The sequence below is a fragment of the Burkholderia sp. KBS0801 genome (genome assembly GCF_005937855.2).
In the GTDB taxonomy this organism is placed as follows: domain Bacteria; phylum Pseudomonadota; class Gammaproteobacteria; order Burkholderiales; family Burkholderiaceae; genus Burkholderia; species Burkholderia ambifaria.
The window spans coordinates 1,437,891-1,459,338 of the sequence record NZ_CP042177.1 but is presented as its reverse complement, the minus strand read 5'-3'; the positions used below and the strand labels follow the sequence as shown (position 1 = coordinate 1,459,338).

Below are 21,448 nucleotides of genomic sequence, written 5' to 3'. Positions count from 1 at the left end.
ACGCGGCGGCGGGCTGGAACGGAGGGCGCCCGCCGTCCGGTCAGCGCCGGGCCAGCGTATCGCATCCGCCGGCCAGCGCCGCAAGCGCCGCACGCGATGGCGAACGCACGACTGCCGCGTAACCGCCGTGCCCAACCCACACACCGTCGACGGCGACGGCGACCGCGTCCGAATCCGCCGCGGCCAGGAAGACGACCGGCGGCGGCTCGGACGCGATGCGACCACGGATATCCAGCCGCCCGATCTGCCGTGGAAATTCGCGCGCGACGTCGGCCAGATCGACCTGTCGTTGCGCGACGATCGTCGAAAGGGACTCCAGATGCGCGGCCAGATCCGGCGACGCCACGCATTGCCGGGGGGCACGGCCGTCCGCATAAGTCACCTGTACGGCGAACCGCGCCGCGGGCTGTGAGCGCTGCGCGGTCAGCGTCAGCGCGGCGGTCGTATAGGTCAGCGACATCACCTCGTCGGGCAGCACGCTGAGCAAGTCGGTGCCGGGATCGATCCGTATGGGGCTGTCGGTCCAGTCGGCGACGCTGCGCCAGCCGAAACCGGCGAGCAGACCGACCAGCATCGCCAGACACGGGATCACGAATCGCGTTGCCGATGCGATCTTCATAATACCTGCACCACAGTTCCCCTCGGAGCCCAGTCGAACAGTTGCTTCGCATCGGCCTCGGCCAGGCGCACGCAGCCGTGCGATCCGAACCAGTCGCTGACGGTATTGCGCGCCATTCTCACGAGCGACAGCGGCATCGGCCCGTGGTACTGGTGAAGCGCTTTGCCGTCTTCCGTGAAGAACATCGCGTAATCCATTTGCACGTTATAGGCACGACTGCGATAGGACGGGTATTTCTCCCTGATGCGGAACGCCCCACGATCGGTCGGATGCTCGCTGTCTCCCGTCACACAATCGAAGCGGAACACCCGCGCTGCCCCCTCAAACGCCTCCACGCGCTGACTCGAGAGATCGACGACGATTCGTTTCGTCGCCGACGATTTTTTTCCACCGACCTGCTGATTCCGCCTCGAGCCGCTCGACATGGCCCCTCCTTCCAATCGAATTGAACAGGCCGTCACTTTATCGGCCCGGCCGATCAGAAAGTCATGGGGTTGGTCACAAAACGCAGTCGGTTGCACGCCGCGCCCAAGCCAATCGTACGGGCAGCAAGGCGCACACCGGGCCGCGAGGCATCGCATGAAATTCGCACTTGGTTAACAAAGGTGTCCGATTCGATGAACCACAACCGGCGGTCAGTCCGTCGTCCCCATCGCGTCGAGCCAGCCGCGCGCTTCAAGCCAGTCGCCGAGCCCGCTGTCCGCGTTGAGGTGGCCGCGCGGGCCGAGGTCATGGAACGCACTACCCCACGCGTGCGCGCAGCCGCGCGCGAACGCGAGCGAGCCGTACGAATCGTCGCTGCTCGCGACCACGCAGGTCGGAAACGGCAGCCGTTCGTGCGGCACCGGCCCGAAGCCGTGCGCGTCCGGCGGAAACCCGGGCCCGGCCGGATCGGGCAGCGCGACGAGCAGCGCGCCGCGCACCTTCGCGAGCGCGGCCGGCCGCGCGTAGCGGGTCGCCCACCATGCGGTTGTCAGCGTGCCGAGGCTATGCGCGGCGATCAACACCGGGCCCGGCGCGGCCTCGACCGCGCGATCGAGCGCGAGACACCAGCCGTTGCGGAACGCATGGTCCCAGTCGGGCATCGCGATGCGCACGAAACGCGCGTCGGCGCGCTCCCAGCGGCTTTGCCAGTGGAACGGACCGGAGTTGCCGTAGCCCGGCAGCACGAAAACGGGAAAGTTGCTCATGGAGGGTTCGTCGACGCATGAAGTCGTTATGTGACGTCGACGAAGTGTCGCACACCCGCTCCTCCCTGATGTTGCCTGTCGAATCGCGGAAGGGATGTGCAAGGTCGGGACGCGCGGCGAACGCCGTCACGACCGGCCGGCGCGCATGCGCGCCGGCGTCGATCAGCGCACGCCGGCGCCGACCAGGCCGCCTGCCGCGGCGCCGGCCACCGTGCCGACCGGGCCGCCCGTGATCAGATAGCCGAGCGCGCCGCCCGCGGCCGCGCCGATACCGGCATTACGTTGCGTATGCGTCATCGCGCATGCGCCGAGTTGCGACAGGGCCGCGACGATCACCGCGGTACGAACGAGAAAAGTGGTCTTCTTCATCATGGATTATTGGCTTCCTCCCGCCAGCAAAAAGGCCGCCGACGGCATTGAATCGGTGAAGCCATCATAGGAAAAGCCGAATGCGCCGGGCAATCCGATTTACGTCGTGTTACAGCGGACACATTATCGAGATATTGCGGGACGCAGCGCTCCCCGCGCCTTGCAGCGCGGCAACCCGCGCGGGACGGACCCCGCTCAGGTAGAATTACGGGATTAAACCGGCGCGACGCGCCGACACAACCTGACGCCAACCGCATGAGCACCGAACGTAACGACGCCCCCGCGGCTTCCAACTTCATCCGCAACATCATCGACGACGACAACCGCACCGGCAAATGGGGCGGCCGCGTCGAAACGCGCTTCCCGCCCGAGCCGAACGGCTATCTGCACATCGGCCATGCGAAGAGCATCTGCCTGAACTTCAGCGTCGCGCGCGACTACGGCGGCGTGTGCCACCTGCGCTTCGACGACACGAATCCGGAAAAGGAAAGCGTCGAGTACGTCGACTCGATCGTCGACGCGGTGCGCTGGCTCGGCTTCGACTGGCGCAAGGATGCGGTCGATCATCAGTATTTCGCGAGCGACTACTACGACAAGCTGTACGAATTCGCCGAGCTGCTGATCCAGCGCGGCAAGGCGTACGTCGACAGCCAGAGCGCCGACGAAATGCGCGCGAACCGCGGCTCGCTGACCGAAGGCGGCAAGCCGTCGCCGTACCGCGACCGTTCGCCCGAGGACAACCTCGACCTGTTCCGCCGGATGAAGGCCGGCGAGTTCAAGGAAGGCGAGCACGTGCTGCGCGCGAAGATCGACATGGCGTCGCCGAACATGAACATGCGCGACCCGGTGATCTACCGGATCCGCTACGCGCACCACTACCGCACCGGCGACGCATGGTGCGTGTATCCGATGTACGACTACACGCACTGCATCTCGGATGCGCTCGAGGGCATCACGCACTCGCTCTGCACGCTCGAGTTCGAGGATCACCGCCCGCTGTACGACTGGGTGCTGAACGAACTCGCGGATGCCGGCGTGTTCACGCGGCCGCTGCCGCAACAGATCGAATTCTCGCGCCTGAACCTCACGTACGCGATCACCAGCAAGCGCAAGCTGCTGCAGCTCGTCACCGAAGGTCACGTCGAAGGCTGGGACGATCCGCGCATGCCGACGATCGTCGGGATCCGCCGCCGCGGCTTCACGCCGGAGAGCATCCACCTGTTCTGCGAGCGGATCGGCGTGACGAAGGTCGATTCGTGGATCGACATGAGCGTGTTCGAAGGTGCGCTGCGCGACGATCTCGACGACAAGGCGCCGCGCTCGGTCGCCGTGCTCGATCCGCTGAAGCTCGTGATCGACAACTATCCGGAAGACCTCGAGGAAGCGTGCACGGCCCCCGTGCATCCGCATCATCCGGAGCGCGGCGTGCGCACGTTCCCGATCTCGCGCGAGCTGTGGATCGAACGCGAGGACTTCGTCGAGACCCCGCCGAAGGGCTATTTCCGCCTGTTCCCGGGCAACAAGGTGCGCCTGCGCTACGGCTACGTGATCGAATGCACGGGCTTCGACAAGGACGCCGACGGCAACGTGACGGCCGTGCACTGCAACTACTTCCCGGACAGCAAGTCGGGCACGGAAGGCGCGAACACGTACAAGGTCAAGGGCAACATCCACTGGGTCAGCGCGAAGCATGCGCAGCCGGCCGAAGTGCGGATCTACGACCGGCTGTTCAAGGAGCCGCACCCGGACGCGGGCGGCGCGAACTTCCTCGAGGCGCTGAACCCGGATTCGAAGAAGATCACGCAGGCTTACGTCGAGCCGGGCGCCGGCGATGTCGCGCCGGAAACGCGCTTGCAGTTCGAGCGTCACGGCTATTTCGTTGCCGACCGGGTCGATTCGAAACCGGGCAAGCCCGTGTTCAACCGGATCGTCGGGCTGCGCGACAGCTGGGGCAAGCCGGCCTGACGGCCTGCGGCGCGCGCGGCGTGCGGCTTCGCGCCGACGTCGCGCGATGATGAAAAAAACCGACCCTCGCGGTCGGTTTTTTATTGCGTGCACGGCATCGAAGCCATAACGCTCACCCGCCCGTCAACCGCCGGTGCAGATCCGCAAGCGACAGCGTCGTCCGAAACAGCCGCGCGAGGCTGCGGCTCGCATACGTATCGACGTCGGCGGGTGCCGTCCAGCGATACGCGTCCATCTCGGGAATCAGCGAGCCGTCGCGACGGCTCGGGAACAGCGACGTGCACGTGCAGTGCGCGGGATCGATCTCGTCGTCGGCGACCTGCACCGCGAACAGGTGCAGGTCCTTGTCGTGGCGGTACGCGAAGCGGCCGAGATCGACGAGGCGCGCCGGAGGGAACTCGATGCCGGTTTCCTCGCGCAGCTCCCGCAGCGCCGCGTCGGCCGGCGACTCGCCGGGCTCGCCCTGCCCCTTCGGGATGTCCCAGTGCGTGGTATCCGTCGCATGCGCGAGGAATACGCGGCCGGCCCCGTCGAGAATCACGACGCCGCACGATACCGTGCGCGGCGCACCGCTGCGCTTCATCGCACCGAGCTCAGCGTTTCTGCAGTTGCCATTTGCCCGCGGCGGTCTTGCAGAAGATCGGCTTGAGCATCATCGACTGGCCCTTCGCAGAGATTTCGGTCGCGATTTCGCGGCAGGTCTTGCCATCCGTTTCGGACGTCGACGGCGTGAGCTTCGCATCGATCTGCGTGCCGCGGCCGTTGCTCTGCCACGTCGTGGTTTCGCCGTCCTTGCCTTCGTCGCGCACCTGCGCGACGGCCTTGGTCAGCGACGCGCGGTCGGTCTTGCTGAAGTAGGTCAGCGGCGTGTCGTTCAGGAAGCCCAGGTTGCTTTGTGCGTGGGCGGGCAGCATCGCGGCTGCGCACGCGGCGCCGGCCAGCACGCGCGTGACGATGGAAAGGGATGCACGCATCGACATGTGTTGTTCTCCTTGGATGTTCGATCGAAGGCGCGGCGCGCGGCCGGCGAATCGGGGGGACGGCCATCCGGGGGCCGGCCATCCGGCACGCGCCACGCCCGTCAGCGAGCGAGCATAGCATGCGTGCCGCCAGGAACGCCTTCTAGCGCGCAGCCGACGCGGCCGCCGGTTGATATCCGTCAGTCAGCGTGCCCAGGAACGCGATCACGTCCTTGATCTCGGTCGCGTTCAGCGCGGGCGCGTCGCCGCGCTTGCGGTCGAACGGCGGCTCGCGGTTGATGTTCGGCCAGTAGCGCTTCGGCAGATCGTCGTAGATCTGCACCTTGCCGTGCACGACCGGATAGAACTTCTCCGGATGAATGTCGCGCTCGACGTAGAAGCGCATCACGTCCTCGAGCGAGTGGTACACGCCGTTGTGGAAGAACGTCTTGCGCAACGCGACGTTGCGCAGCGACGGCGTGCGGAACAACCCGCAGAATTCGTCGCGGCCCTTCAGGTCGGTGCGCTCGGGGCCGCACGCGCCGAGATCGTGGAAGCGCGGATCGCGATTGACCGGCAGCGCGCGGTTGCGCGGCACCGCGATCGCGATCAGGCCGAAATCGCTGAACTGCGGCGGACCGCCTTCGAGCGTGCGCTGGCTCACGTGGCAACTCGCGCAGTTGCCCTTCTTCTCGTCGTTGAACAGTTGCAGCCCGTGCAGCTCCGCAGGCGTGAGCTGCGCGTGGCCGGCGAGATACGCGTCGTACTTGCTCGTGTACGGATCGAACAGCGCCGGCTGCTGCTGGAATGCGTCGAGCGCGCGCAGCACCGCGCCGAAGGTCGCCTGGTCGTCGGCGAGGACCCGGTCGCCGAACGCGTGGCGGAACGCATCGGCATAGGGTGCGGCGCGAACTGCCTTCGCAACCCGCGCCGGCGAGCTGCTCATCTCGAATGGCGACGTGAGAGGAATGCGCGCCTGCGCATCGCGCGTGTCGACGCGGCCATCCCAGGTCAGCCCACCGGTCGGCCCCGCGTCGATGCTTTCGTCACCCTCGTCCGGTGAATCGTGGAAGTGCTCGCTGAACGGGGGAATGCCGCGCAGGTACTTCAGCGACGGCACCGCGCGAAAGCCCGTGCGGTGCATGTCGTCGCCGCCGAGTTGTACCGACAGCGCGTTCGGCGGCCCGAACGCGTGCTCGGCGCTATGGCACGACGCGCACGCGAGCTTGCCGGACCCCGACAGCGACGGATCGAAGAACAACTGCTTGCCGAGTGCCGTCATCTGCTTGACGCCCTCGAATACCTGCGCGCGCGTTTGCGGCTGACCGGCGGGCGCGACCGCCGGAGCGGCCGGAGCGGCCGGAGCAGCCTGTGCCGCCGGGACGACGGGCACGGCCGGCGCATTCGCGCCGGGCCGCGCATCGCAACCGGCGAGCGCCGCGCATCCCGCAATGAGTGTCAGCGTTGCCGCGGCAGAGATCAGCGCTCGCGCGGACGCGACGGATTTCAGAAGGGTGTGCATCGTCGTTCTTGTAGCGGTGGGCAATCGGCCGGAGCTTATGTCAGTTCCGTGACTGTTACATGACGTTCGACCGACAGTTAATCGAAAGCACCCCTACACCTGCCTGTCAAATCGATTCCCGATAATGCGCGCAGCCGGCCGATGCCTCGAAGATCATGCGCCGGCCCTGCGCCAACCGGTTCCCACACGCGACAAACGACGAAAGAGAGAACATCGCATGAAGAAGCACGCCTGGATTCGCTACACACCAATCGCCCTCGCGGCCGCGCTCAGCCTGACCGCCTGCGGCGGCGACGATGTCACGCAACAAGGCCTGTCGGCAGTCAAGAACGTCGTCGTCATCTACGCGGAAAACCGCAGCTTCGACAACCTGTACGGCAACTTCCCGGGTGCGAACGGTCTGCAGAACGCGACGGCCGCGAACTCGGTGCAGAAGGATCGCGACGGTTCGACGATGGCGACGCTGCCGAAGATCTGGGGCGGCCTGACCGCGACCGGCATCACGCCGGCCGTCACCGAGGCGATGACGGCGAACCTGCCGAACGCGCCGTTCGCGATCGACGATCCGAACGGCTTCAACCAGTCGATGAGCATCGCGACGCGCGACATCGTGCACCGCTTCTACCAGGACCAGATGCAGATCGACGGCGGCAAGAACGACATGTATGCCGCATGGACCGATGCGGGCGGCCTGACGATGGGCCACTACACGGCGGATCCGTCGAAGCTGCCGCTGTGGAAGATCGCGCAGCAGTACGTGCTGGCCGACAACTTCTTCATGGGCGCGTTCGGCGGCTCGTTCCTGAACCACCAGTACCTGATCTGCGCGTGCGCGCCGTTCTACGCCAATGCCGACAAGAGCCCGGCGGCCGGCAAGATCGCAGTCCTGAACGCCGACGGCAAGTCGCTGAAGGTCGCCACGAACTCGCCGGCCTCCGCACTGAGCGGCCCGCCGAAGTTCGTCAACGACGGCGCGCTGACGCCTGACTTCTATGGCGTCAACACGATGCAGCCGGCGTACCAGCCGAGCGGCAACAAGGCCGCCACGGGCGGCGACCCGCTGCTCGCCGATCCGGCCAATCCGTCGACGATGCCGCCGCAGACGGCGACCAACATCGGCGACCTGATGACCAACGCGGGCGTCTCGTGGGCATGGTATGGCGGCGCATGGGGCCAGGCGCTGCAGGCGAGCCAGAACGGCACGTCGAACGTGATCTACGGCGCCGATCTGTCCACGCCGAACTTCCAGCCGCACCATCAGCCGTTCAACTACTTCGCGAACCAGGCGCCGGGCACCGCGAACCGCGCGCAGCACCTGCTCGACGGCGGCGCGAACGGTGCCGAGTTCATCAAGGCGGTCGACGCGGGCACGCTGCCGCAGGTTGCGTTCTACAAGCCGCAGGGCAACCTGAACGAACATCCTGGCTACACGGACGTCGCCTCCGGCGATCAGCACATCGCCGATGTGATCGCGCACCTGCAGGCAAGCCCGCAGTGGAAGAACATGGTCGTCGTCGTCACGTACGACGAGAACGGCGGCTTCTGGGATCATGCCACGCCGCCGACCGCCGATCGCTGGGGCCCGGGCACCCGCATTCCGGCGCTGATCGTGTCGCCGTATGCGAAGAAGGGTTTCGTCGACCACACGCAGTACGACACGGGTTCGATCCTGCGCTTCATCACGCGCCGCTTCTCGCTGCCGCGCCTCGCGGGGCTGCAGCAACGCGACGACGCGCTGAAAGCGAACGGCGCGCAGCCGATGGGCGACCTGACGAACGCGCTCGCGCTGTCGCCGAACCTGTAACGGCATCGCCATCACCGCGAACGGGGCGGCCATGCCGCCGGCCCCGACGAACGAAGGGCGGCCCTGCTCACGCGGGGTCGCCCTTTTTCATGCGCCGCCTGCTCGTGCGCGCGCGGCCGGCGTCATCGAGCGCGATCGCCAGCATCGTCGCGCCCGCATTCGGCAGCGGCGGCCGCCCGCTCGGGCAGAACACGTGGCCGCCGCGCGCTACCACCCATACTTCAGTTCGACGCCGACGTAGTCCGCGTTGTGCCCGCCCGCCTGCCGGATCGCGTCGCCGACCTGGAAATGCACGGCCTCGACCGCGCCGATCAGGTTCGCGGCGATCGTCCAGTCCGCGCGCAGCTGCACGTACATCCCCGTCCATGAGCCGCCCTTGCCCGCGGTGCCAGGCACCGCGACGTTCGCCTGTTGATAGACGGCGTCGCCGGTCGTCTCGCGCCACTGGAAGCCGAGCGCGCCGAGCAGCGACAGGTTCGGCGCCGGCTTCAGCGTCACCGACGGCTTCACGTGAATCAGGTTCGAGTAGCCCGTGAAGCCGGCCAACGTGAAGTAATAGCCGTTCGGAAACAGCGGGTTGAAGGTGCCGACGCGGCCGTCGTGCGGATGCCGGTCGCCCGATGCCGCATCGACCTGCAGCGCGATGCGCGGCGACCACGGCGCGTCGAGCCGGTAGCCGGCGATCGAGCCGACGGCCCACGCGCCGATCGTATTGCTGCCGACCGTCCCGCTCTGCAGCATCGTCTCGAGATCCCAGTCGAAACGGCCCTGCGTGCCCGAGTAACGCAGGTCCCACACGTCGCGATGCTCGGGGCCGCTCGCATCGAGAAAGCGCGCGTTCTTGCGGTTGTACCGCGACCAGTAGCCGGACAGGTCGCCCGGCCCGACCGACTGCCGCTCGAAGCGCACGCCGCTGAACGTGAGATTGCGATTGGACACGTCGTCGAAATCGGAGGCGTTGCGGTTCTGCACCGGCTGCGTCGCATAGCCGATGAAGCGCCACTTCCCGTATTCGTAATCGGCCCACACCGCATCGAAAGCCTGCCGCACGTTCGGGCCGTCGCGCGCGGCGATGAAGCGCTGCAAGTCGAACGCCATCTCCTGTCGGCCGACGCGGACCTTGACCGTGCCGCCGCCGAGCGCGCCCGTGTAGGTCGCGAACGCCTGCTCGAGATCGAGCGGGTTCCGGTCGACCGGCGACACCGTGTTCTTGCCGAACGCGCGCGCATCCTGCAGCTGCACGAAGAACTGCCAGTGCTGGCCGAGATGCGCATCGGCATGCACTTCGACGCGCTGGATCAGGTACGTATCCGATTGCGCGGAGCCGATCCCGAACAGCGGCGCGTCGTTGGTCTCCAGCCGCTCGCGCAGGTTCACGCCGATCGAAAGATAGGATGCCGGATCATTGCCGAGCGGGATGTATTTCAGCCCGTCGAGCGGCGCGCGCGGCACGCATGGATTCGCGAGCACCGACCAGTCTTCCTGCCAGCGGTTGAACAGCACCGTCGGGCGCTTGGCGGTGCACGTCGTTGCAGTGGTCGCCACGGGCGTCGTTGCCGATGTAGAAACCGATGGCGCAGTCGAAGCCGGCGCCGGTTCTTGCGCCGGCGTCGAAGTCGATGCTGCCGGCGTCTGCGCGAACGCCGCGTCGGCGCCCGCGACCAACAGCCCCGCGACGATCGACAGGCGTGCGGCCCGCTCGAAGCGGCAGCCGTGATGTGTCCGTTGCCTGCCCGGCCTCCGCCCGATCATGCGCGCTCCTGCGTGGCCGGTACGGCCGCTTGGGACGAACCCAGCGCAAGCATCGCCAGCGCACAGACAGGCGCGAGCAGCGCCGCAAAGCCGACGTAACGGAACCCGAGCGCACCGCCGGCCGCGCCGAGCGCAAACGCGACGATCGCCGGCAGCATCTTGCCGAAGCGCGCGCGTGCCACCGCTCGGACGCTGTCCGTCGTGCCGGCCGACAACAGGTCGACGACATCGAGGATCGCCTGCGTGACGTTGCCCGTCATCACCGTGTTCGGCACGCCGGCGCGCGCCATCACGCGCGGATGCGCGTTCTGCACGCCCATCGCGAACGTGCCGACGATGCCGGCCACGAGCACCGGCAGGCTATCGGATTGCGTGACGGGCGTCGCCCACAGGCCGGCCGCGCAGAAGCCGAGCAGCAGCACGGCCTGCACCGTGTGCAGTGCGCGCGTGCCCTGCCACTCGGGCCGCCCGGACATCGACCGCGCGATCAGGCTCGCCGCGACGACGCCGCACACGAACGCGGGAAACACGCTGAGCTTCAGCACCACGCCCTGGCCGAAGCCCGCGATGCCCGCGCCGATCAGCACGAAGTTACCCGTCACATGTGCGGTGAACAGGCCGAACAGCGCGACGAAGCTCAGCGTATCGACGAACCCGGCCACCGCCGCAAGGATCGTGTCCTCGTGCTTCATCGCGCCGCGCTCGCGTGGATCTCGGCGACGTAGCCGCCCGGGAACTGCACGAGCGCCGCGTCGCGGCCGTCGGCGGTAAACGCCGGCACGAGCACGGTCACGCCGGCGGCTTCGGCCCGCTTCAGCGTCGCGCCGAGATCGGGCACTTCGTAGCCGGTCATCTCGCGCCCGAACGGGTACGGCAGGCTGCCATCCGTCACGAGCACGGTCATCTTGCCGAAGCCCGATTCGATGCGGATGCGGCGGTACGTGTCGTTCGGGCGACCGATCTCGACGCCCGGCGCCTTCAGGTTGTCGGACACCACCTTGCCCTTCGAGAACTTGACGAAGTCGTGCACGAACTTGCGCACGCTTTGCGGCGACACGTAGACGCGATTCTCGGGGATGGTCTGCAACGCGTCGTAGTGCGGCGCCTGGGTATGCCAGTAGAGCTGCATCTTCACGCCGCCCGTCCACGCGATGATCGCATCGCGGCCGATCGGGTCCGGGAACGTATCGACGATCACGTCCGCGCCGTGCTCACGCGCCGACTTCACCGCGACGTCCATGTCGGTGACGAGATAACCGGTGCGCTCCTCGCAGAACGGATACGGAATCGGCGTCTTGAAGCCGAACACCGACACCGTGCCGACCGGCGTGAGCACGAGCTGCGACATCGTCTGGCTCGGCGTCGGCGTGACCTGGAACACGCCCTGCTTCGACTTCTTGCCGCCGAACGTCGCGACGAAGCTGTCGGTAAAGCGGTCGAAATCTTCCGGCGCGACGCAGACGTGCGTGGTGTCGTACTGCGGACCGACGGCCAGCGTCGGCGTGACCGCGGGCGGCACCGGCGGTTTCGCGAACGCGGCGGGCGCGGCGACGAGACCGCAAGCAATCGTCAGCGCCAGCAGCGCGGAACGAAGGGTTTTCATAACGGAGGTCCTTGTTGTTTCATCAGAGGATGGATCGACTCGGGCAATCCCGGTCACACATGGCCGTCGGCGGCCGGTTGCCGCGCATCGTCGACGATGGTCGCGAGCACGAGCGCCGCAATCAAGCCCAGATGCTCGAAAAAGCTGTTCAGCGCCATGAAGTGTTCAGCGCCCGAGCGATTCCAGAAATCGTTCGCCACGACCATCGCGACGAGCGTCAGCATCCCGAGGCTGCCCGCGCCGAGCCACGTGAAGCGGCGAAACACCACGCACAGCGAGCCGCCGATCTCGACCGCAATCGCCAGCGCCGCCCACAGCGCGGGCGGGTGCAGGCCGAAATGCGCCTGCTCCGCGACCGCATCGCCGAAGTGCATCGCCTTGTTCACCCCGCCGATCAGGAACGCCGAAACGAGCGCGAGCCGGACCAGCGATCCGACCCACGCCTGCGACAGGAGCGCGCGAATCCACGCGGGGCTGCACCGGCCGGTCAGGGTCGTCATGTCAGACCGCCCAGCACGAACAGCCGAACGCGCCCCAGAAGCCCTTCGCGTCCGACGTCGGCAACGTGCGGCCCCACGCGCTCGCATGCGCGTGGCCGTGCATGCCGCACGCGGTAGAACAACCGCACGCGGCAGCGGCCGCTGCTGCGCGCTGCAGCGGCGCGCCCTCGCGCTGCGTCGCGCCCCAGCCGCCATAGCCGCCGTAGGTGCGCACCGGCGACCAGTCCGGCATCGCGGGCGGAATCGGCATATCGTGCGACGCGAACGGCCCGGCACCCCACACGATCCGGCCGCCCACCACCGTCAGCAACGCGGTCGTGTCGGCGATATCGTCCTCCGCGCAGGTGAAGAAATCACGATCGGGGACCATCAGGTCCGCGAGCTGACCGACTGCGATGCGGCCCTTCTTGCCCACTTCGTTCGAGAACCACGTCACGTACTCGGTCCACATGCGCAGCGCGGTTTCACGATCGAGCAGGTTGCGCTGCGGATACAGGCGCGTGCCGCCGACCGTCTTGCCCGTCACGAGCCAGGCGAGCGACACCCACGGGTTGTACGACGCCACCCGCGTCGCGTCCGTGCCGGCCGACACCTTGATGCCCTTGGACAGCATCTTCGCGACCGGCGGCGTCGCCTCGGCCGCCTGCGCGCCATAGCGCTCGACGAAGTACTCGCCCTGATACGCCATCCGGTGCTGCACCGCGATGCCACCGCCGAGCGCCGCGATCCGGTCCATCGATCGCTCGGAGATCGTCTCCGCGTGATCGAAGAACCAGTTCAGCCCTTCGAGCGGGATGTCCTCGTTGACCTTCTCGAACACGTCGAGCGCGCGGCTGATCGTCTCGTCGTACGTCGCATGCATGCGCCACGGCCAGCGGTTCTGCGCGAGCACGCGCACCACGCCTTCGAGATCGTCCTCCATCTGCGCGGGCAGGTCCGGACGCGCGACGCGGAAGTCCTCGAAGTCGGCCGCGGAAAACACCAGCATCTCGCCCGCGCCGTTGTGGCGGAAGTAGTCGGTGCCGTCGTGATACTTGACGCTCTTGGTCCAGTTCACGAAGTCTTCCTTCTCCGCGTTCGGCTTCTGCGTGAACAGGTTGTACGCGATGCGGATCGTCATCTCGCCCGCGTCGTGCAGCTGGCGGATCACTTCGTAATCGTCGGGGTAGTTCTGCGAGCCGCCGCCCGCGTCGATCACGCCCGTCACGCCGAGCCGGTTCAGCTCGCGCATGAAGTGGCGCGTCGAGTTGTACTGGTACTCGAACGGCAGCTTCGGGCCCTTCGCGAGCGTCGCGTAGAGGATCGTCGCGTTCGGGTTCGCGAGCAGCAGGCCGGTCGGGTTGCCCGCGGCATCGCGCAGGATCGTGCCGCCCGGCGGCTCCGGCGTGTCCTTCGTATAGCCGACGACGCGCAGCGCGGCCGCGTTCAGCAGCGCGCGATCGTACAGGTGCAGGATGAACACCGGCGTATCGGGCGCGGCCGCGTTGAGCTCGTCGATCGTCGGCAGGCGCTTCTCGGCAAACTGATGCTCGGTGAAGCCGCCGACCACGCGCACCCATTGCGGCGCGGGCGTGATCGCGACCTGCTGCCGCAGCATCTCCATCGCGACGGCGAGCGAGCGCACGCCGTCCCAGCGCAGCTCCATGTTGTAGTTCAGGCCGCCGCGAATCACGTGCGTATGGTTGTCGGTCAGGCCCGGCAGCACCGCGCGGCCGTCGAGATCGATCACTTTCGTTGCGCGGCCCGCGAGCGGCATCACGTCCGCGTTGCTGCCGACCGCGACGAAGCGGCCGTCCTTGATCGCCACCGCGGCGGCGACGGGGTTCGCACGATCGAGCGTCGTGATGCGCCCGTTGTGCAGGATCAGATCCGGTTGGGTATCGGTTGCGGTCATTAACATGTCCTCGAAACAGTCAGAAGCCGAGCCAGTGACGCACGGGCCCGATGGCCTGCGCGCCGACCAGCATGCCGGCAAGGCCGATCAGCGCGATCAGCGGCGGCGCCGGCGAGCGCACCTTGATCACGCTGTACACGACGCCGATCAACAGGCCGGCCGCCAGCGACGATAGATAAGATTCCATAACGATTTTTCTCCCGACCGGATTAGAATGACCCGCATCGCGTCGGCCGCATGCTTCGCTACCTTCGCTTCCACTTCGCTTCCCTGTCACCCTGTCCGGCCATGCAACATCTTCCTGATCTCGAAGCCTGGGCCATCTTCGCGCGCGTCGCGGAGACCGGTTCGTTCGCGAAAGCCGCGGAACTGCTCGGCATCTCGCAACCGACCGTGTCGAAGGCCATCGCGCGCCTCGAAAAGCGCCTCGGCGCGATGCTGCTGTACCGCACGTCGCGCAAACTGTCGCTCACACCGACCGGCGAGCTGCTGCGCGACCGCGCGATCCGCCTGCTCGCCGATGCGGAACTGATCGAGAGCGAGGCCTGCGCGCAAGCGCTCGAACCGCACGGTCTCGTGCGCGTGAACGCGCCGATGTCGTTCGGGCTGCGCCATCTGTCGCCGCTGCTGCCCGCGTTTCTCGAGCGCTATCCGCGCGTCGACATCGACCTCGTGCTGACCGACCACATCGTCGACATCGTGTCCGGCGGGTTCGACGTCGCGATCCGCATCGCCGAGCTGAGCGATTCATCGCTGCGCTCGCGCCGCCTGTGCGCGGTGCGCCGTCCGCTCGTCGCATCGCCCGCATATCTCGACCGGCATGGCCGTCCCACGCATCCCCGCGACATCGAACAGCACGTGTGCCTCACGTACACGAACCTGCCGACGCCCGAGCACTGGCACTTTCGCAATCCGGCTTCGGGCGAGGATGTCGGCGTGTCCGTGCACGGACGCATCCGCACCAACAATGCCGACGTGATCGCCCCCGCGCTCCTCGCCGGTCACGGCCTCGCGCTGCAGCCCGAGTTCCTCGCGTGGGACGCGCTGCAGAGCGGCGACCTCGAGGAAGTGATGCCCGAGTGGAAAATCGCCGATGTCAACGTCAATCTCGTCACGCCGCCCGGGCTGCTGCGCGCCGCACGCGTGACGGTGCTGCTCGATTTCCTCGCCGATCACTTCGCGCACGCGCCGTGGGCGTTGCCCGTAGCCTGAGCGAGCGGCGGCCGGCTAAACACCGCGGCCGCCGCATGCGTCGGCCGCGGCGAACGCGGCCGATCGTCCGTTACTTCGCCGGCACGGGCGGAATCGACTCGTGCGGCGTCGCGGTGCGTTGCGGCGCCTTGTGGACCATCGTGTACGCGTAGTCGACACCCATCCCGTACGCGCCCGAATGCTCCTTCGCGATCGCCATCACCGCGTCGTAGCTGTCGCGGCGTGCCCAGTCGCGTTGCCATTCGAGCAGCACCTGCTGCCACGTGACCGGCACCACGCCGGCCTGCACCATGCGCTGCATCGCGATGTCGTGCGCGGCCTGCGACGTGCCGCCCGATGCGTCGGCGACCATGTAGATTTCGTAGTCGCCTTCGAGCATCGCGCACAGTGCGAACGTCGTGTTGCAGACTTCCGTCCACAGGCCCGACACGACCACCTTCTTGCGGCCGTTCGCGGCCAGTGCGTCGCGCACCTTCTGGTCGTCCCACGAGTTCATCGACGTGCGTTCGAGCGTCTTCTGGTTCGGGAACACGTCGAGCAGCTCGGGATAGGTGTGGCCCGAGAAGCTGTCGCTTTCGACCGTCGTGATCGTGGTCGGGATGTTGAATACCTTCGCGGCCTTCGCCAGGCCCACGACGTTGTTCTTCAGCACCTGGCGATCGATCGACTGCACGCCGAACGCCATCTGCGGCTGCTGGTCGATGAAGATCAGCTGGCTGTTCTGGGGGGTGAGAACTTCAAGTTTCGGATTGCTCATGGCGCGTGGAGTCCTGTGAACGAAAAAAAGGAGGCCTGCCTCGGCCGTGAGAACGGGAGGAGCCGCAAATGCATCACGCCGGATCGGACCCGGCGCGACGTATTTAATCGGCAAACGCTCGGCGTGACCACCCAAGAAACGGAATCGATGCGATTCCGGAAACGACGTGCGTTCGGGGCCCCTCGCTCTTTTTTTCTTCACGCAAACCCGATACGCTCTCAAGACTTTGACGGCGCCGTTGCGGCGTCGCTCGCCATCACCGGACGCTCCACCATGAAACCGTATGTCCTCTCGCTGTTCGCCGGCATCCTCGCCGGCGTCATCTACGGCGTGATCGGCGTGAACTCGCCCGCGCCGCCGGTCATCGCGCTCATCGGCCTGCTCGGCATGCTGGCCGGCGAACAGATCCTGCCCGTCGCGCGGCGCATGCTCGCGGGCCATCGGCTGAACGCCGCATGGCGCGACGCGAAGTGCAGCCAGCACATGTTCGGCCCGCTGCCGGGCGGCAGCACGAACGAACGCACGCCGTCCTGATGCACGCTTCCCGCACGCACCGCGCATGAGCAACGTCGAGCTGTTCCATTACCTGCTGCTGTTGATCTGCGGCGCGGGCGCGCTCACATGGCTCGCCGAACGGATCTCGATTCCGCCGGCCGTCGTGCTGCTGCTCGGCGGCTGTGTCGTGGCCGTTGCCGGCAAGCGCGTGCCCGACATGGACCCGGCGCTGCTGCTCGCGGCCGTGCTGCCGCCGCTTCTGATGTCGAGCGGCTTCTACACCGCGTGGAAGGAATTCCGGCACGAGCTCGCGTCGATCGCATCGCTCGCGCTCGGCGCGGTAGTGTTCACGACGGTGGCGGTCGCGCTCGCCGTGCATGCGGTGAACCCGGCATTGCCTTGGCCCGCGTGCTTCACGCTCGGCGCGATCGTGTCGCCGCCCGACGCGGTCGCCGCGAAGGCGATCCTGCAGCGTCACCCGCTGCCCGCGCGGCTCGTCGCGGTGCTCGAAGGCGAAAGCCTCGTCAACGATGCGTCGGGCCTGCTGCTGTATCAGATGGCCGTGTCGGCCGCACTTGCCGTCTCGATCACGACCGCGAGCGCCACCGGCCTGTTCTTCTCGCTCACGCTGATCGGCATCGCGGTCGGCCTCGCGTGCGGCCATGCGATGTGCTGGGTGCTGCAGCGCCTGCGCGAGCCGATGCTCGGGATCGTCGTGACCTTCGCGATGGCGTGGGGCAGCTACGGGATCGCGGAAGCCGTGCACGGCTCCGGCGTGCTGTCGGTCGTCACCTGCGGCCTCGTGCTCGGCGTGCGCCAGCATCGCGTGTTCGACGCCGACATGCGGATCAAGGCGAAGGCGACCTGGGAAGCGATCGTGTTCGTGCTCGATGCGCTCGTGTTCATCCTGATCGGCCTCGCGCTGCACGCGATCCTCGCGCGCGTGAACCACGAAGGCGCGATGCTGATGGCCGGCCTGCGCGTCGCGCTGCCGGCGACGGCCGCCGCGATCGCCGCGCGTGTCGTGTGGGTGTTCGTCGCGATGTGGCTGCCGGGCCGTCTGCGCGCACGGCGCGCGGGCCATCCGCCGTGGTCGTGGCGCGAGGCCGTCGTGCTCGGCTGGTCCGGCATGCGCGGTGTCGTGAGCCTCGCCGCCGCGATCGCGCTGCCGAGCGATTTCCCCGGCCGCGACCTGATCCTGTTCAGCACGTTCCTGCTGATCATCGCGACGCTGGTCGTCCAGGGCGGCACGCTCGCGCCGCTGATCCGCGTGCTGAAGCTGCGCCCGGCCACCCGGCAGACGATGTCCGAGCACGCGGTGCGCGCGCATACGTTCGGCGCGGCGCTCGCCGAGCTCGACGCACGCGAGCAGCGCGGCTCGGACCTCGAACCCGCATCGCTCGACCGGCTGCTGACCGAATATCGAAGCCGCGTCGCGTTCAACGAAAGCGCGCATCGCGACGGCGCGGAACCGGCGGGCGTGCGTGCGCGGATGCTGCGCGTGGAGCTCGAGCTGGTCGGCGTGTCGCGCGACGCGCTGCTCGACCTGCACCGCGACGGGCGGGTCGACGACGCGGTGCTGCACCGCATAGAATCGGAGCTGGATTTCGAGGAACTGCGGCTGCAGCGTCTGCTCGAACCGTAATGCCGGGCCGGCTGCCGGCCCGCCTCCCCTTTCCCAACCTGGATTTGCAATGAGCGAACTGTCCGTCGAAGCGAGCATCGGCTCGGTCGATTACCTGGTCCATTTCACCGACGGCGTTCATCAATGGCGCGCCGACGAACCGGCTGCGCTTGGCGGCGGCGACGCCGCGCCGGCGCCGGTCGCGCTGCTGCTGTCGAGCCTCGGCGCATGCACCGCGATCACGCTGAAGATGTACGCGCAACGCAAGGGCTGGCCGCTCGCCGAAGTGCACGTGAAGCTCGCGCACGAAGCCGGCAGCGCGGGCAGCACGATCGTGCGGCGCATCACGCTCGACGGCGACCTGTCGGACGAGCAGCGCGAGCGCCTGCTGCAGATCGCGAACGCATGCCCGGTGCACAAGATCCTCACGCACCCGATCGCGATCGACACGGCGATCGCCTGACCCACCGAACACGAGAGTCTCACCATGTCCGCATCGATCAAGACCGTACTCACGCCGCGCGAAAGCGACATCGGCAACCTCGTCGTGCGCCGCGTGCTGCCCGCGCGCGCCGCGCGCCTCGTCGGCCCGTTCATCTTCTTCGACGAAATGGGGCCGGCCGTGCTGCCCGCCGGCAGCGGCATCGACGTGCTGCCGCATCCGCACATCGGTCTCGCGACCGTCACCTATCTGTTCGACGGCACGCTGATGCATCACGACAGCCTCGGCTTCCGGCAGAAGATCGTGCCCGGCGACGTGAACTGGATGACAGCCGGACGCGGCATCGTCCATTCGGAGCGTTCGCCCGACGAGGATCGGCCGCTCGAGCAACCCGTGCACGGGATCCAGACCTGGGTCGCGCTGCCGGTCGAGCACGAGGACACGGCGCCCGCGTTCGCGCATCACGCGGCCGACACGCTGCCATCGTTCACGCGCGACGGCGCGAGCGTGCGCGTGATCGCGGGCACCGCGTTCGGGCTCACGTCGCCGGTCGCCGTGTTCTCGCCGACGCTCTATGCGTATGCGGAATTCGCGGCGGGCGGCCAACTCGCGCTCGACGCGGAGCACGACGAGCGCGGCGTGTATCTCGTCGATGGCGACCTCACGATCGACGGCGCGCCGCTCGCGCCGGCGACGATGGCCGTGCTCGAACCCGGCGCGAACGTGTCGCTCGCGAGCGCGAACGGCGCGCGCGTGATGCTGCTCGGCGGTGCGCACCTGCCGGGCGAGCGGTTCATCGAATGGAATTTCGTGTCGAGCGAGCGCGCGAAGATCGAGGCGGCCCGCAACGCGTGGGCCGAGCAGACCTTCGGCAAGGTGCCGGGCGAGGAAAACGAGTGGACACGCCAGCCGGCGCGCAAGGCGCAGTAAGCCGGCACCGGTCGGTCCATCCCCATCCACACACGGCGGCCGGCATTCACGCCGGCCGCCGAGCGCTCACCGCTTCAATCCCATCAGCTTCGCAAGCGTCGGCCAGCGCTCGAGCGATTCGACGAACGCGCGGCGCGCCTGCTCGTCGACATAACGGGCCGGGTCCAGCGCGGGCAGATGCCGCGCGAGGCCGAGCACGTCGTTCGGCTGCGACAGGCGATCGTCGTCACCTTCGCCGATGTTGATCACTGTTCGTCGATCCATACGCCATCCGGAGTCTTGACCGCGTAACCCGCGCTCGTCTGCATCGTCACCGTGCCTTCGTTCTCACCCACCATCCGCGTGCGCGGCAGGTCGGCCGCGTATTGCGCGAGCGTCGCGCCGGGCTTGAACGGGCTGTTCGATACAAGGTTCGACAGCAGCTGCGAGAGCGCGAGGAAACTGGTCGGCTGGTCGATCACGGTCGTCTGGCCATGGTTGCCGGCGAAGCCGACGAGCCGCACGCCGACCGGGCCGTGCACGATGCGCGGCGTCGGAATCTCGCGCAGGCCGGCCACCTGGTTCTTGTCGCCGCGCAGCGCGGCGCCGTGCTCGGGCACGAACACGATCACCGCGCGCCGGCCCGACTGCGCGATCAGATCGGCGAGGCGGTCAAAGTCGCTCATCAGCTTGTTGGCGCGCTGCGGATACGAATCGATGCTGGCGAGCGGGCTGCCCACCACGCGGTTGCCGTCGTGCAGGCTGATCGTGTTGTAGTACAGCGCGACCGGGCCCGGCACCGACGCGCGCTGCGCGTACCAGTTCGCGAGCGTGCCGTAGTCGTCCTTGATCGCCGTGCCGTCGAACGCATGCATCGCAACCGGCGCGGCCGCGTTCGGGATCATCGGCGCGTCGGGCACGCCGATGTTGTCGTGAATGACCTGCAGGAAGTTGTCGAAGTGGCCGTCGTGGTTCAGCAGCGACTGCACCGTATAGCCGGCGGACGCGAGCTGCGAGAACAGGTAGCACTGCTGCGGCGCGCTCTTGTACAGGTCCGCGTGCGCTTCCTGCCCGCAGCTCGCGCGCAGCACGCGGATCGCGGCCGGGCCGCTGTAGCTCGCGGCCGTGCTGAAGTTGTTGAACAGATAGTCGAAGTGACTCAGCATCGGATGGTTGCGCACCTTCGCCGCATCGAGATCGTCCCACGACAGCGAGCAGATGTGCAGCACGATCACGTCGAACTGCGCGGACGGATCGCCCGGGAGATGGCCGAACGCGACCTGCCGCTGCGACTCCTGCGCGCGGAACGTCGCGAGTGCCGCGTTGTGATCCTCGGGCTGGTCGGAGCGCCCGCCCGTCGCGCCGACCTGCTGCTGCGGCGCGACGACGCGCGCCATCAGCCCGTTGCCGGCCTGCCACATCGGCATCACGATCAGCACGGCGAGCACGAAGGTCGCGACGCGCACCCAGCGGTTGACGATGAAATAGACGATCAGCACGCCCACCACCGTCAGCACGAGCACCGGCGGCAACAGGCGCGGCAACAGCTCCATCCAGTAGTCGAGGCGGAACGTGCTGACCTCGCGCGCGGCTTCGGCGAGACGCGCGAGCGGCGGCGCATGCAGTTCGCGCGCGAGCAGCGGCACCGCGATCGCGATCGCGACGAGCTGCCGCACGATGCGCCATCCGCGCTGCCGGACCGGCGCGCTCGCCGCGAGCGCCAGCGCGAACGCGAGGTTCGCGAGCCACAGCGGCTGCAGGTGGCCGGTCGCGAACAGCGCGAACTTCAGGATGAAATACAGATTCCAGAACGTCATCTAAACCACTCCGTG

At 67.6% G+C, this 21,448-nt stretch carries 23 protein-coding genes; 7 read left to right on the top strand and 16 right to left on the bottom strand.

Going from position 1 to position 21,448, the window contains the following annotated elements; genetic code table 11:
* Positions 1-40 precede the first annotated feature (40 nt).
* The 4 genes from FFI87_RS07040 to FFI87_RS07025 form a co-directional block, all read right to left on the bottom strand.
* On the bottom strand, positions 41-574 hold the full coding sequence (locus tag FFI87_RS07040; RefSeq protein ID WP_228890373.1) for a hypothetical protein: 534 nt from the start codon (positions 572-574) through the stop codon (positions 41-43).
* A 41-nt stretch (positions 575-615) separates the two neighbouring features.
* Positions 616-1,044, bottom strand: coding sequence for a L,D-transpeptidase (locus FFI87_RS07035; RefSeq protein WP_138847863.1), 429 nt, complete (start codon positions 1,042-1,044; stop codon positions 616-618).
* 210 nt (positions 1,045-1,254) lie between these two features.
* Positions 1,255-1,809, bottom strand: coding sequence for an RBBP9/YdeN family alpha/beta hydrolase (locus FFI87_RS07030; RefSeq protein ID WP_138847864.1), 555 nt, complete (start codon positions 1,807-1,809; stop codon positions 1,255-1,257).
* A gap of 162 nt (positions 1,810-1,971) precedes the next feature.
* Positions 1,972-2,181: an ornithine acetyltransferase gene (locus FFI87_RS07025; RefSeq protein WP_006497729.1), complete on the bottom strand. Its 210-nt coding sequence runs from the start codon at positions 2,179-2,181 to the stop codon at positions 1,972-1,974.
* 252 nt (positions 2,182-2,433) lie between these two features.
* Between FFI87_RS07025 and FFI87_RS07020 the strand changes: the two genes are divergently transcribed.
* The gene (locus FFI87_RS07020; RefSeq protein WP_138847865.1) at positions 2,434-4,143 is read left to right on the top strand and encodes a glutamine--tRNA ligase/YqeY domain fusion protein; all 1,710 of its coding nucleotides are present in this window, start codon (positions 2,434-2,436) and stop codon (positions 4,141-4,143) included.
* A gap of 112 nt (positions 4,144-4,255) precedes the next feature.
* Here the strand turns inward: FFI87_RS07020 and FFI87_RS07015 are convergent, their stop codons facing one another.
* The 3 genes from FFI87_RS07015 to FFI87_RS07005 form a co-directional block, all read right to left on the bottom strand.
* The gene (locus FFI87_RS07015) at positions 4,256-4,726 is read right to left on the bottom strand and encodes an NUDIX hydrolase (protein WP_006754066.1); all 471 of its coding nucleotides are present in this window, start codon (positions 4,724-4,726) and stop codon (positions 4,256-4,258) included.
* Between the two features lie 10 nt (positions 4,727-4,736).
* A complete protein-coding gene (locus tag FFI87_RS07010) occupies positions 4,737-5,123 on the bottom strand; it encodes a hypothetical protein (protein WP_138847866.1) in 387 nt (128 codons plus the stop codon).
* A 142-nt stretch (positions 5,124-5,265) separates the two neighbouring features.
* Positions 5,266-6,624, bottom strand: a complete 1,359-nt coding sequence (locus tag FFI87_RS07005) for a cytochrome-c peroxidase (RefSeq protein ID WP_138847867.1) — start codon at positions 6,622-6,624, stop codon at positions 5,266-5,268.
* Between the two features lie 217 nt (positions 6,625-6,841).
* Here FFI87_RS07005 and FFI87_RS07000 point away from each other — a divergent pair, with 217 nt between their 5' ends.
* A complete protein-coding gene (locus tag FFI87_RS07000) occupies positions 6,842-8,428 on the top strand; it encodes an acid phosphatase (RefSeq protein WP_175693770.1) in 1,587 nt (528 codons plus the stop codon).
* A 207-nt stretch (positions 8,429-8,635) separates the two neighbouring features.
* Here the strand turns inward: FFI87_RS07000 and FFI87_RS06995 are convergent, their stop codons facing one another.
* Genes FFI87_RS06995 through FFI87_RS06970 form a run of 6 tightly spaced genes read right to left on the bottom strand, consistent with a single transcriptional unit; the run spans position 8,636 to position 14,364 of the window.
* Positions 8,636-10,180 (bottom strand): alginate export family protein, encoded by a 1,545-nt coding sequence (locus FFI87_RS06995; protein ID WP_138847869.1) that lies wholly within the window; start codon positions 10,178-10,180, stop codon positions 8,636-8,638.
* Entirely contained in the window at positions 10,177-10,872 is a 696-nt protein-coding gene (locus FFI87_RS06990; RefSeq protein ID WP_138847870.1) for a YoaK family protein, read from the bottom strand. The genes FFI87_RS06995 and FFI87_RS06990 overlap by 4 nt, the downstream gene beginning before the upstream one ends.
* Positions 10,869-11,783 (bottom strand): glyoxalase, encoded by a 915-nt coding sequence (locus tag FFI87_RS06985; protein WP_138847871.1) that lies wholly within the window; start codon positions 11,781-11,783, stop codon positions 10,869-10,871. The genes FFI87_RS06990 and FFI87_RS06985 overlap by 4 nt, the downstream gene beginning before the upstream one ends.
* A 53-nt stretch (positions 11,784-11,836) precedes the next feature.
* Positions 11,837-12,283 carry a DoxX family protein gene (locus FFI87_RS06980; RefSeq protein WP_138847872.1) on the bottom strand — a complete coding sequence of 149 codons (447 nt, stop codon included), beginning with the start codon at positions 12,281-12,283 and terminating at the stop codon, positions 11,837-11,839.
* 1 nt (position 12,284) lies between these two features.
* Positions 12,285-14,177, bottom strand: a complete 1,893-nt coding sequence (locus FFI87_RS06975; RefSeq protein ID WP_012371981.1) for an amidohydrolase — start codon at positions 14,175-14,177, stop codon at positions 12,285-12,287.
* Between the two features lie 19 nt (positions 14,178-14,196).
* Complete coding sequence (locus FFI87_RS06970; protein ID WP_011656594.1) at positions 14,197-14,364, bottom strand: DUF1427 family protein; 168 nt, start codon at positions 14,362-14,364, stop codon at positions 14,197-14,199.
* A gap of 101 nt (positions 14,365-14,465) precedes the next feature.
* Here FFI87_RS06970 and FFI87_RS06965 point away from each other — a divergent pair, with 101 nt between their 5' ends.
* The gene (locus tag FFI87_RS06965) at positions 14,466-15,389 is read left to right on the top strand and encodes a LysR family transcriptional regulator (protein ID WP_138847873.1); all 924 of its coding nucleotides are present in this window, start codon (positions 14,466-14,468) and stop codon (positions 15,387-15,389) included.
* 70 nt (positions 15,390-15,459) lie between these two features.
* Here the strand turns inward: FFI87_RS06965 and FFI87_RS06960 are convergent, their stop codons facing one another.
* A complete protein-coding gene (locus tag FFI87_RS06960; protein WP_011656592.1) occupies positions 15,460-16,146 on the bottom strand; it encodes a hydrolase in 687 nt (228 codons plus the stop codon).
* A gap of 273 nt (positions 16,147-16,419) precedes the next feature.
* Here FFI87_RS06960 and FFI87_RS06955 point away from each other — a divergent pair, with 273 nt between their 5' ends.
* From FFI87_RS06955 to FFI87_RS06940, 4 genes are read left to right on the top strand one after another with little or no spacing between them, the layout of a single operon-like run.
* Positions 16,420-16,680 carry a XapX domain-containing protein gene (locus FFI87_RS06955; RefSeq protein WP_138848491.1) on the top strand — a complete coding sequence of 87 codons (261 nt, stop codon included), beginning with the start codon at positions 16,420-16,422 and terminating at the stop codon, positions 16,678-16,680.
* Between the two features lie 25 nt (positions 16,681-16,705).
* Positions 16,706-18,286: a Na+/H+ antiporter gene (locus tag FFI87_RS06950; protein ID WP_138847874.1), complete on the top strand. Its 1,581-nt coding sequence runs from the start codon at positions 16,706-16,708 to the stop codon at positions 18,284-18,286.
* Positions 18,287-18,335: 49 nt separating this feature from the next.
* Positions 18,336-18,728, top strand: a complete 393-nt coding sequence (locus FFI87_RS06945; RefSeq protein ID WP_138847875.1) for an OsmC family protein — start codon at positions 18,336-18,338, stop codon at positions 18,726-18,728.
* A gap of 24 nt (positions 18,729-18,752) precedes the next feature.
* Positions 18,753-19,637 (top strand): pirin family protein, encoded by an 885-nt coding sequence (locus FFI87_RS06940; RefSeq protein WP_138847876.1) that lies wholly within the window; start codon positions 18,753-18,755, stop codon positions 19,635-19,637.
* 66 nt (positions 19,638-19,703) lie between these two features.
* Here the strand turns inward: FFI87_RS06940 and FFI87_RS06935 are convergent, their stop codons facing one another.
* Together FFI87_RS06935 and bcsG are read right to left on the bottom strand one after the other, a co-directional pair.
* On the bottom strand, positions 19,704-19,901 hold the full coding sequence (locus FFI87_RS06935) for a hypothetical protein (protein ID WP_012363646.1): 198 nt from the start codon (positions 19,899-19,901) through the stop codon (positions 19,704-19,706).
* Positions 19,883-21,433, bottom strand: coding sequence for a cellulose biosynthesis protein BcsG (bcsG, locus tag FFI87_RS06930; RefSeq protein WP_138847877.1), 1,551 nt, complete (start codon positions 21,431-21,433; stop codon positions 19,883-19,885). The genes FFI87_RS06935 and bcsG overlap by 19 nt, the downstream gene beginning before the upstream one ends.
* Positions 21,434-21,448 lie beyond the last annotated feature (15 nt).

Bases quoted from the DNA above. Each gene is read 5' to 3' on its own strand.
- FFI87_RS07040 (WP_228890373.1), bottom strand. From the start codon at position 574: ATGCTGGTCGGTCTGCTCGCCGGTTTCGGCTGGCGCAGCGTCGCCGAC.
- FFI87_RS07035 (WP_138847863.1), bottom strand. From the start codon at position 1,044: ATGTCGAGCGGCTCGAGGCGGAATCAGCAGGTCGGTGGAAAAAAATCG.
- FFI87_RS07030 (WP_138847864.1), bottom strand. From the start codon at position 1,809: ATGAGCAACTTTCCCGTTTTCGTGCTGCCGGGCTACGGCAACTCCGGT.
- FFI87_RS07025 (WP_006497729.1), bottom strand. From the start codon at position 2,181: ATGATGAAGAAGACCACTTTTCTCGTTCGTACCGCGGTGATCGTCGCG.
- FFI87_RS07020 (WP_138847865.1), top strand. From the start codon at position 2,434: ATGAGCACCGAACGTAACGACGCCCCCGCGGCTTCCAACTTCATCCGC.
- FFI87_RS07015 (WP_006754066.1), bottom strand. From the start codon at position 4,726: ATGAAGCGCAGCGGTGCGCCGCGCACGGTATCGTGCGGCGTCGTGATT.
- FFI87_RS07010 (WP_138847866.1), bottom strand. From the start codon at position 5,123: ATGTCGATGCGTGCATCCCTTTCCATCGTCACGCGCGTGCTGGCCGGC.
- FFI87_RS07005 (WP_138847867.1), bottom strand. From the start codon at position 6,624: ATGCACACCCTTCTGAAATCCGTCGCGTCCGCGCGAGCGCTGATCTCT.
- FFI87_RS07000 (WP_175693770.1), top strand. From the start codon at position 6,842: ATGAAGAAGCACGCCTGGATTCGCTACACACCAATCGCCCTCGCGGCC.
- FFI87_RS06995 (WP_138847869.1), bottom strand. From the start codon at position 10,180: ATGATCGGGCGGAGGCCGGGCAGGCAACGGACACATCACGGCTGCCGC.
- FFI87_RS06990 (WP_138847870.1), bottom strand. From the start codon at position 10,872: ATGAAGCACGAGGACACGATCCTTGCGGCGGTGGCCGGGTTCGTCGAT.
- FFI87_RS06985 (WP_138847871.1), bottom strand. From the start codon at position 11,783: ATGAAAACCCTTCGTTCCGCGCTGCTGGCGCTGACGATTGCTTGCGGT.
- FFI87_RS06980 (WP_138847872.1), bottom strand. From the start codon at position 12,283: ATGACGACCCTGACCGGCCGGTGCAGCCCCGCGTGGATTCGCGCGCTC.
- FFI87_RS06975 (WP_012371981.1), bottom strand. From the start codon at position 14,177: ATGACCGCAACCGATACCCAACCGGATCTGATCCTGCACAACGGGCGC.
- FFI87_RS06970 (WP_011656594.1), bottom strand. From the start codon at position 14,364: ATGGAATCTTATCTATCGTCGCTGGCGGCCGGCCTGTTGATCGGCGTC.
- FFI87_RS06965 (WP_138847873.1), top strand. From the start codon at position 14,466: ATGCAACATCTTCCTGATCTCGAAGCCTGGGCCATCTTCGCGCGCGTC.
- FFI87_RS06960 (WP_011656592.1), bottom strand. From the start codon at position 16,146: ATGAGCAATCCGAAACTTGAAGTTCTCACCCCCCAGAACAGCCAGCTG.
- FFI87_RS06955 (WP_138848491.1), top strand. From the start codon at position 16,420: ATGAAACCGTATGTCCTCTCGCTGTTCGCCGGCATCCTCGCCGGCGTC.
- FFI87_RS06950 (WP_138847874.1), top strand. From the start codon at position 16,706: ATGAGCAACGTCGAGCTGTTCCATTACCTGCTGCTGTTGATCTGCGGC.
- FFI87_RS06945 (WP_138847875.1), top strand. From the start codon at position 18,336: ATGAGCGAACTGTCCGTCGAAGCGAGCATCGGCTCGGTCGATTACCTG.
- FFI87_RS06940 (WP_138847876.1), top strand. From the start codon at position 18,753: ATGTCCGCATCGATCAAGACCGTACTCACGCCGCGCGAAAGCGACATC.
- FFI87_RS06935 (WP_012363646.1), bottom strand. From the start codon at position 19,901: ATGGATCGACGAACAGTGATCAACATCGGCGAAGGTGACGACGATCGC.
- bcsG (WP_138847877.1), bottom strand. From the start codon at position 21,433: ATGACGTTCTGGAATCTGTATTTCATCCTGAAGTTCGCGCTGTTCGCG.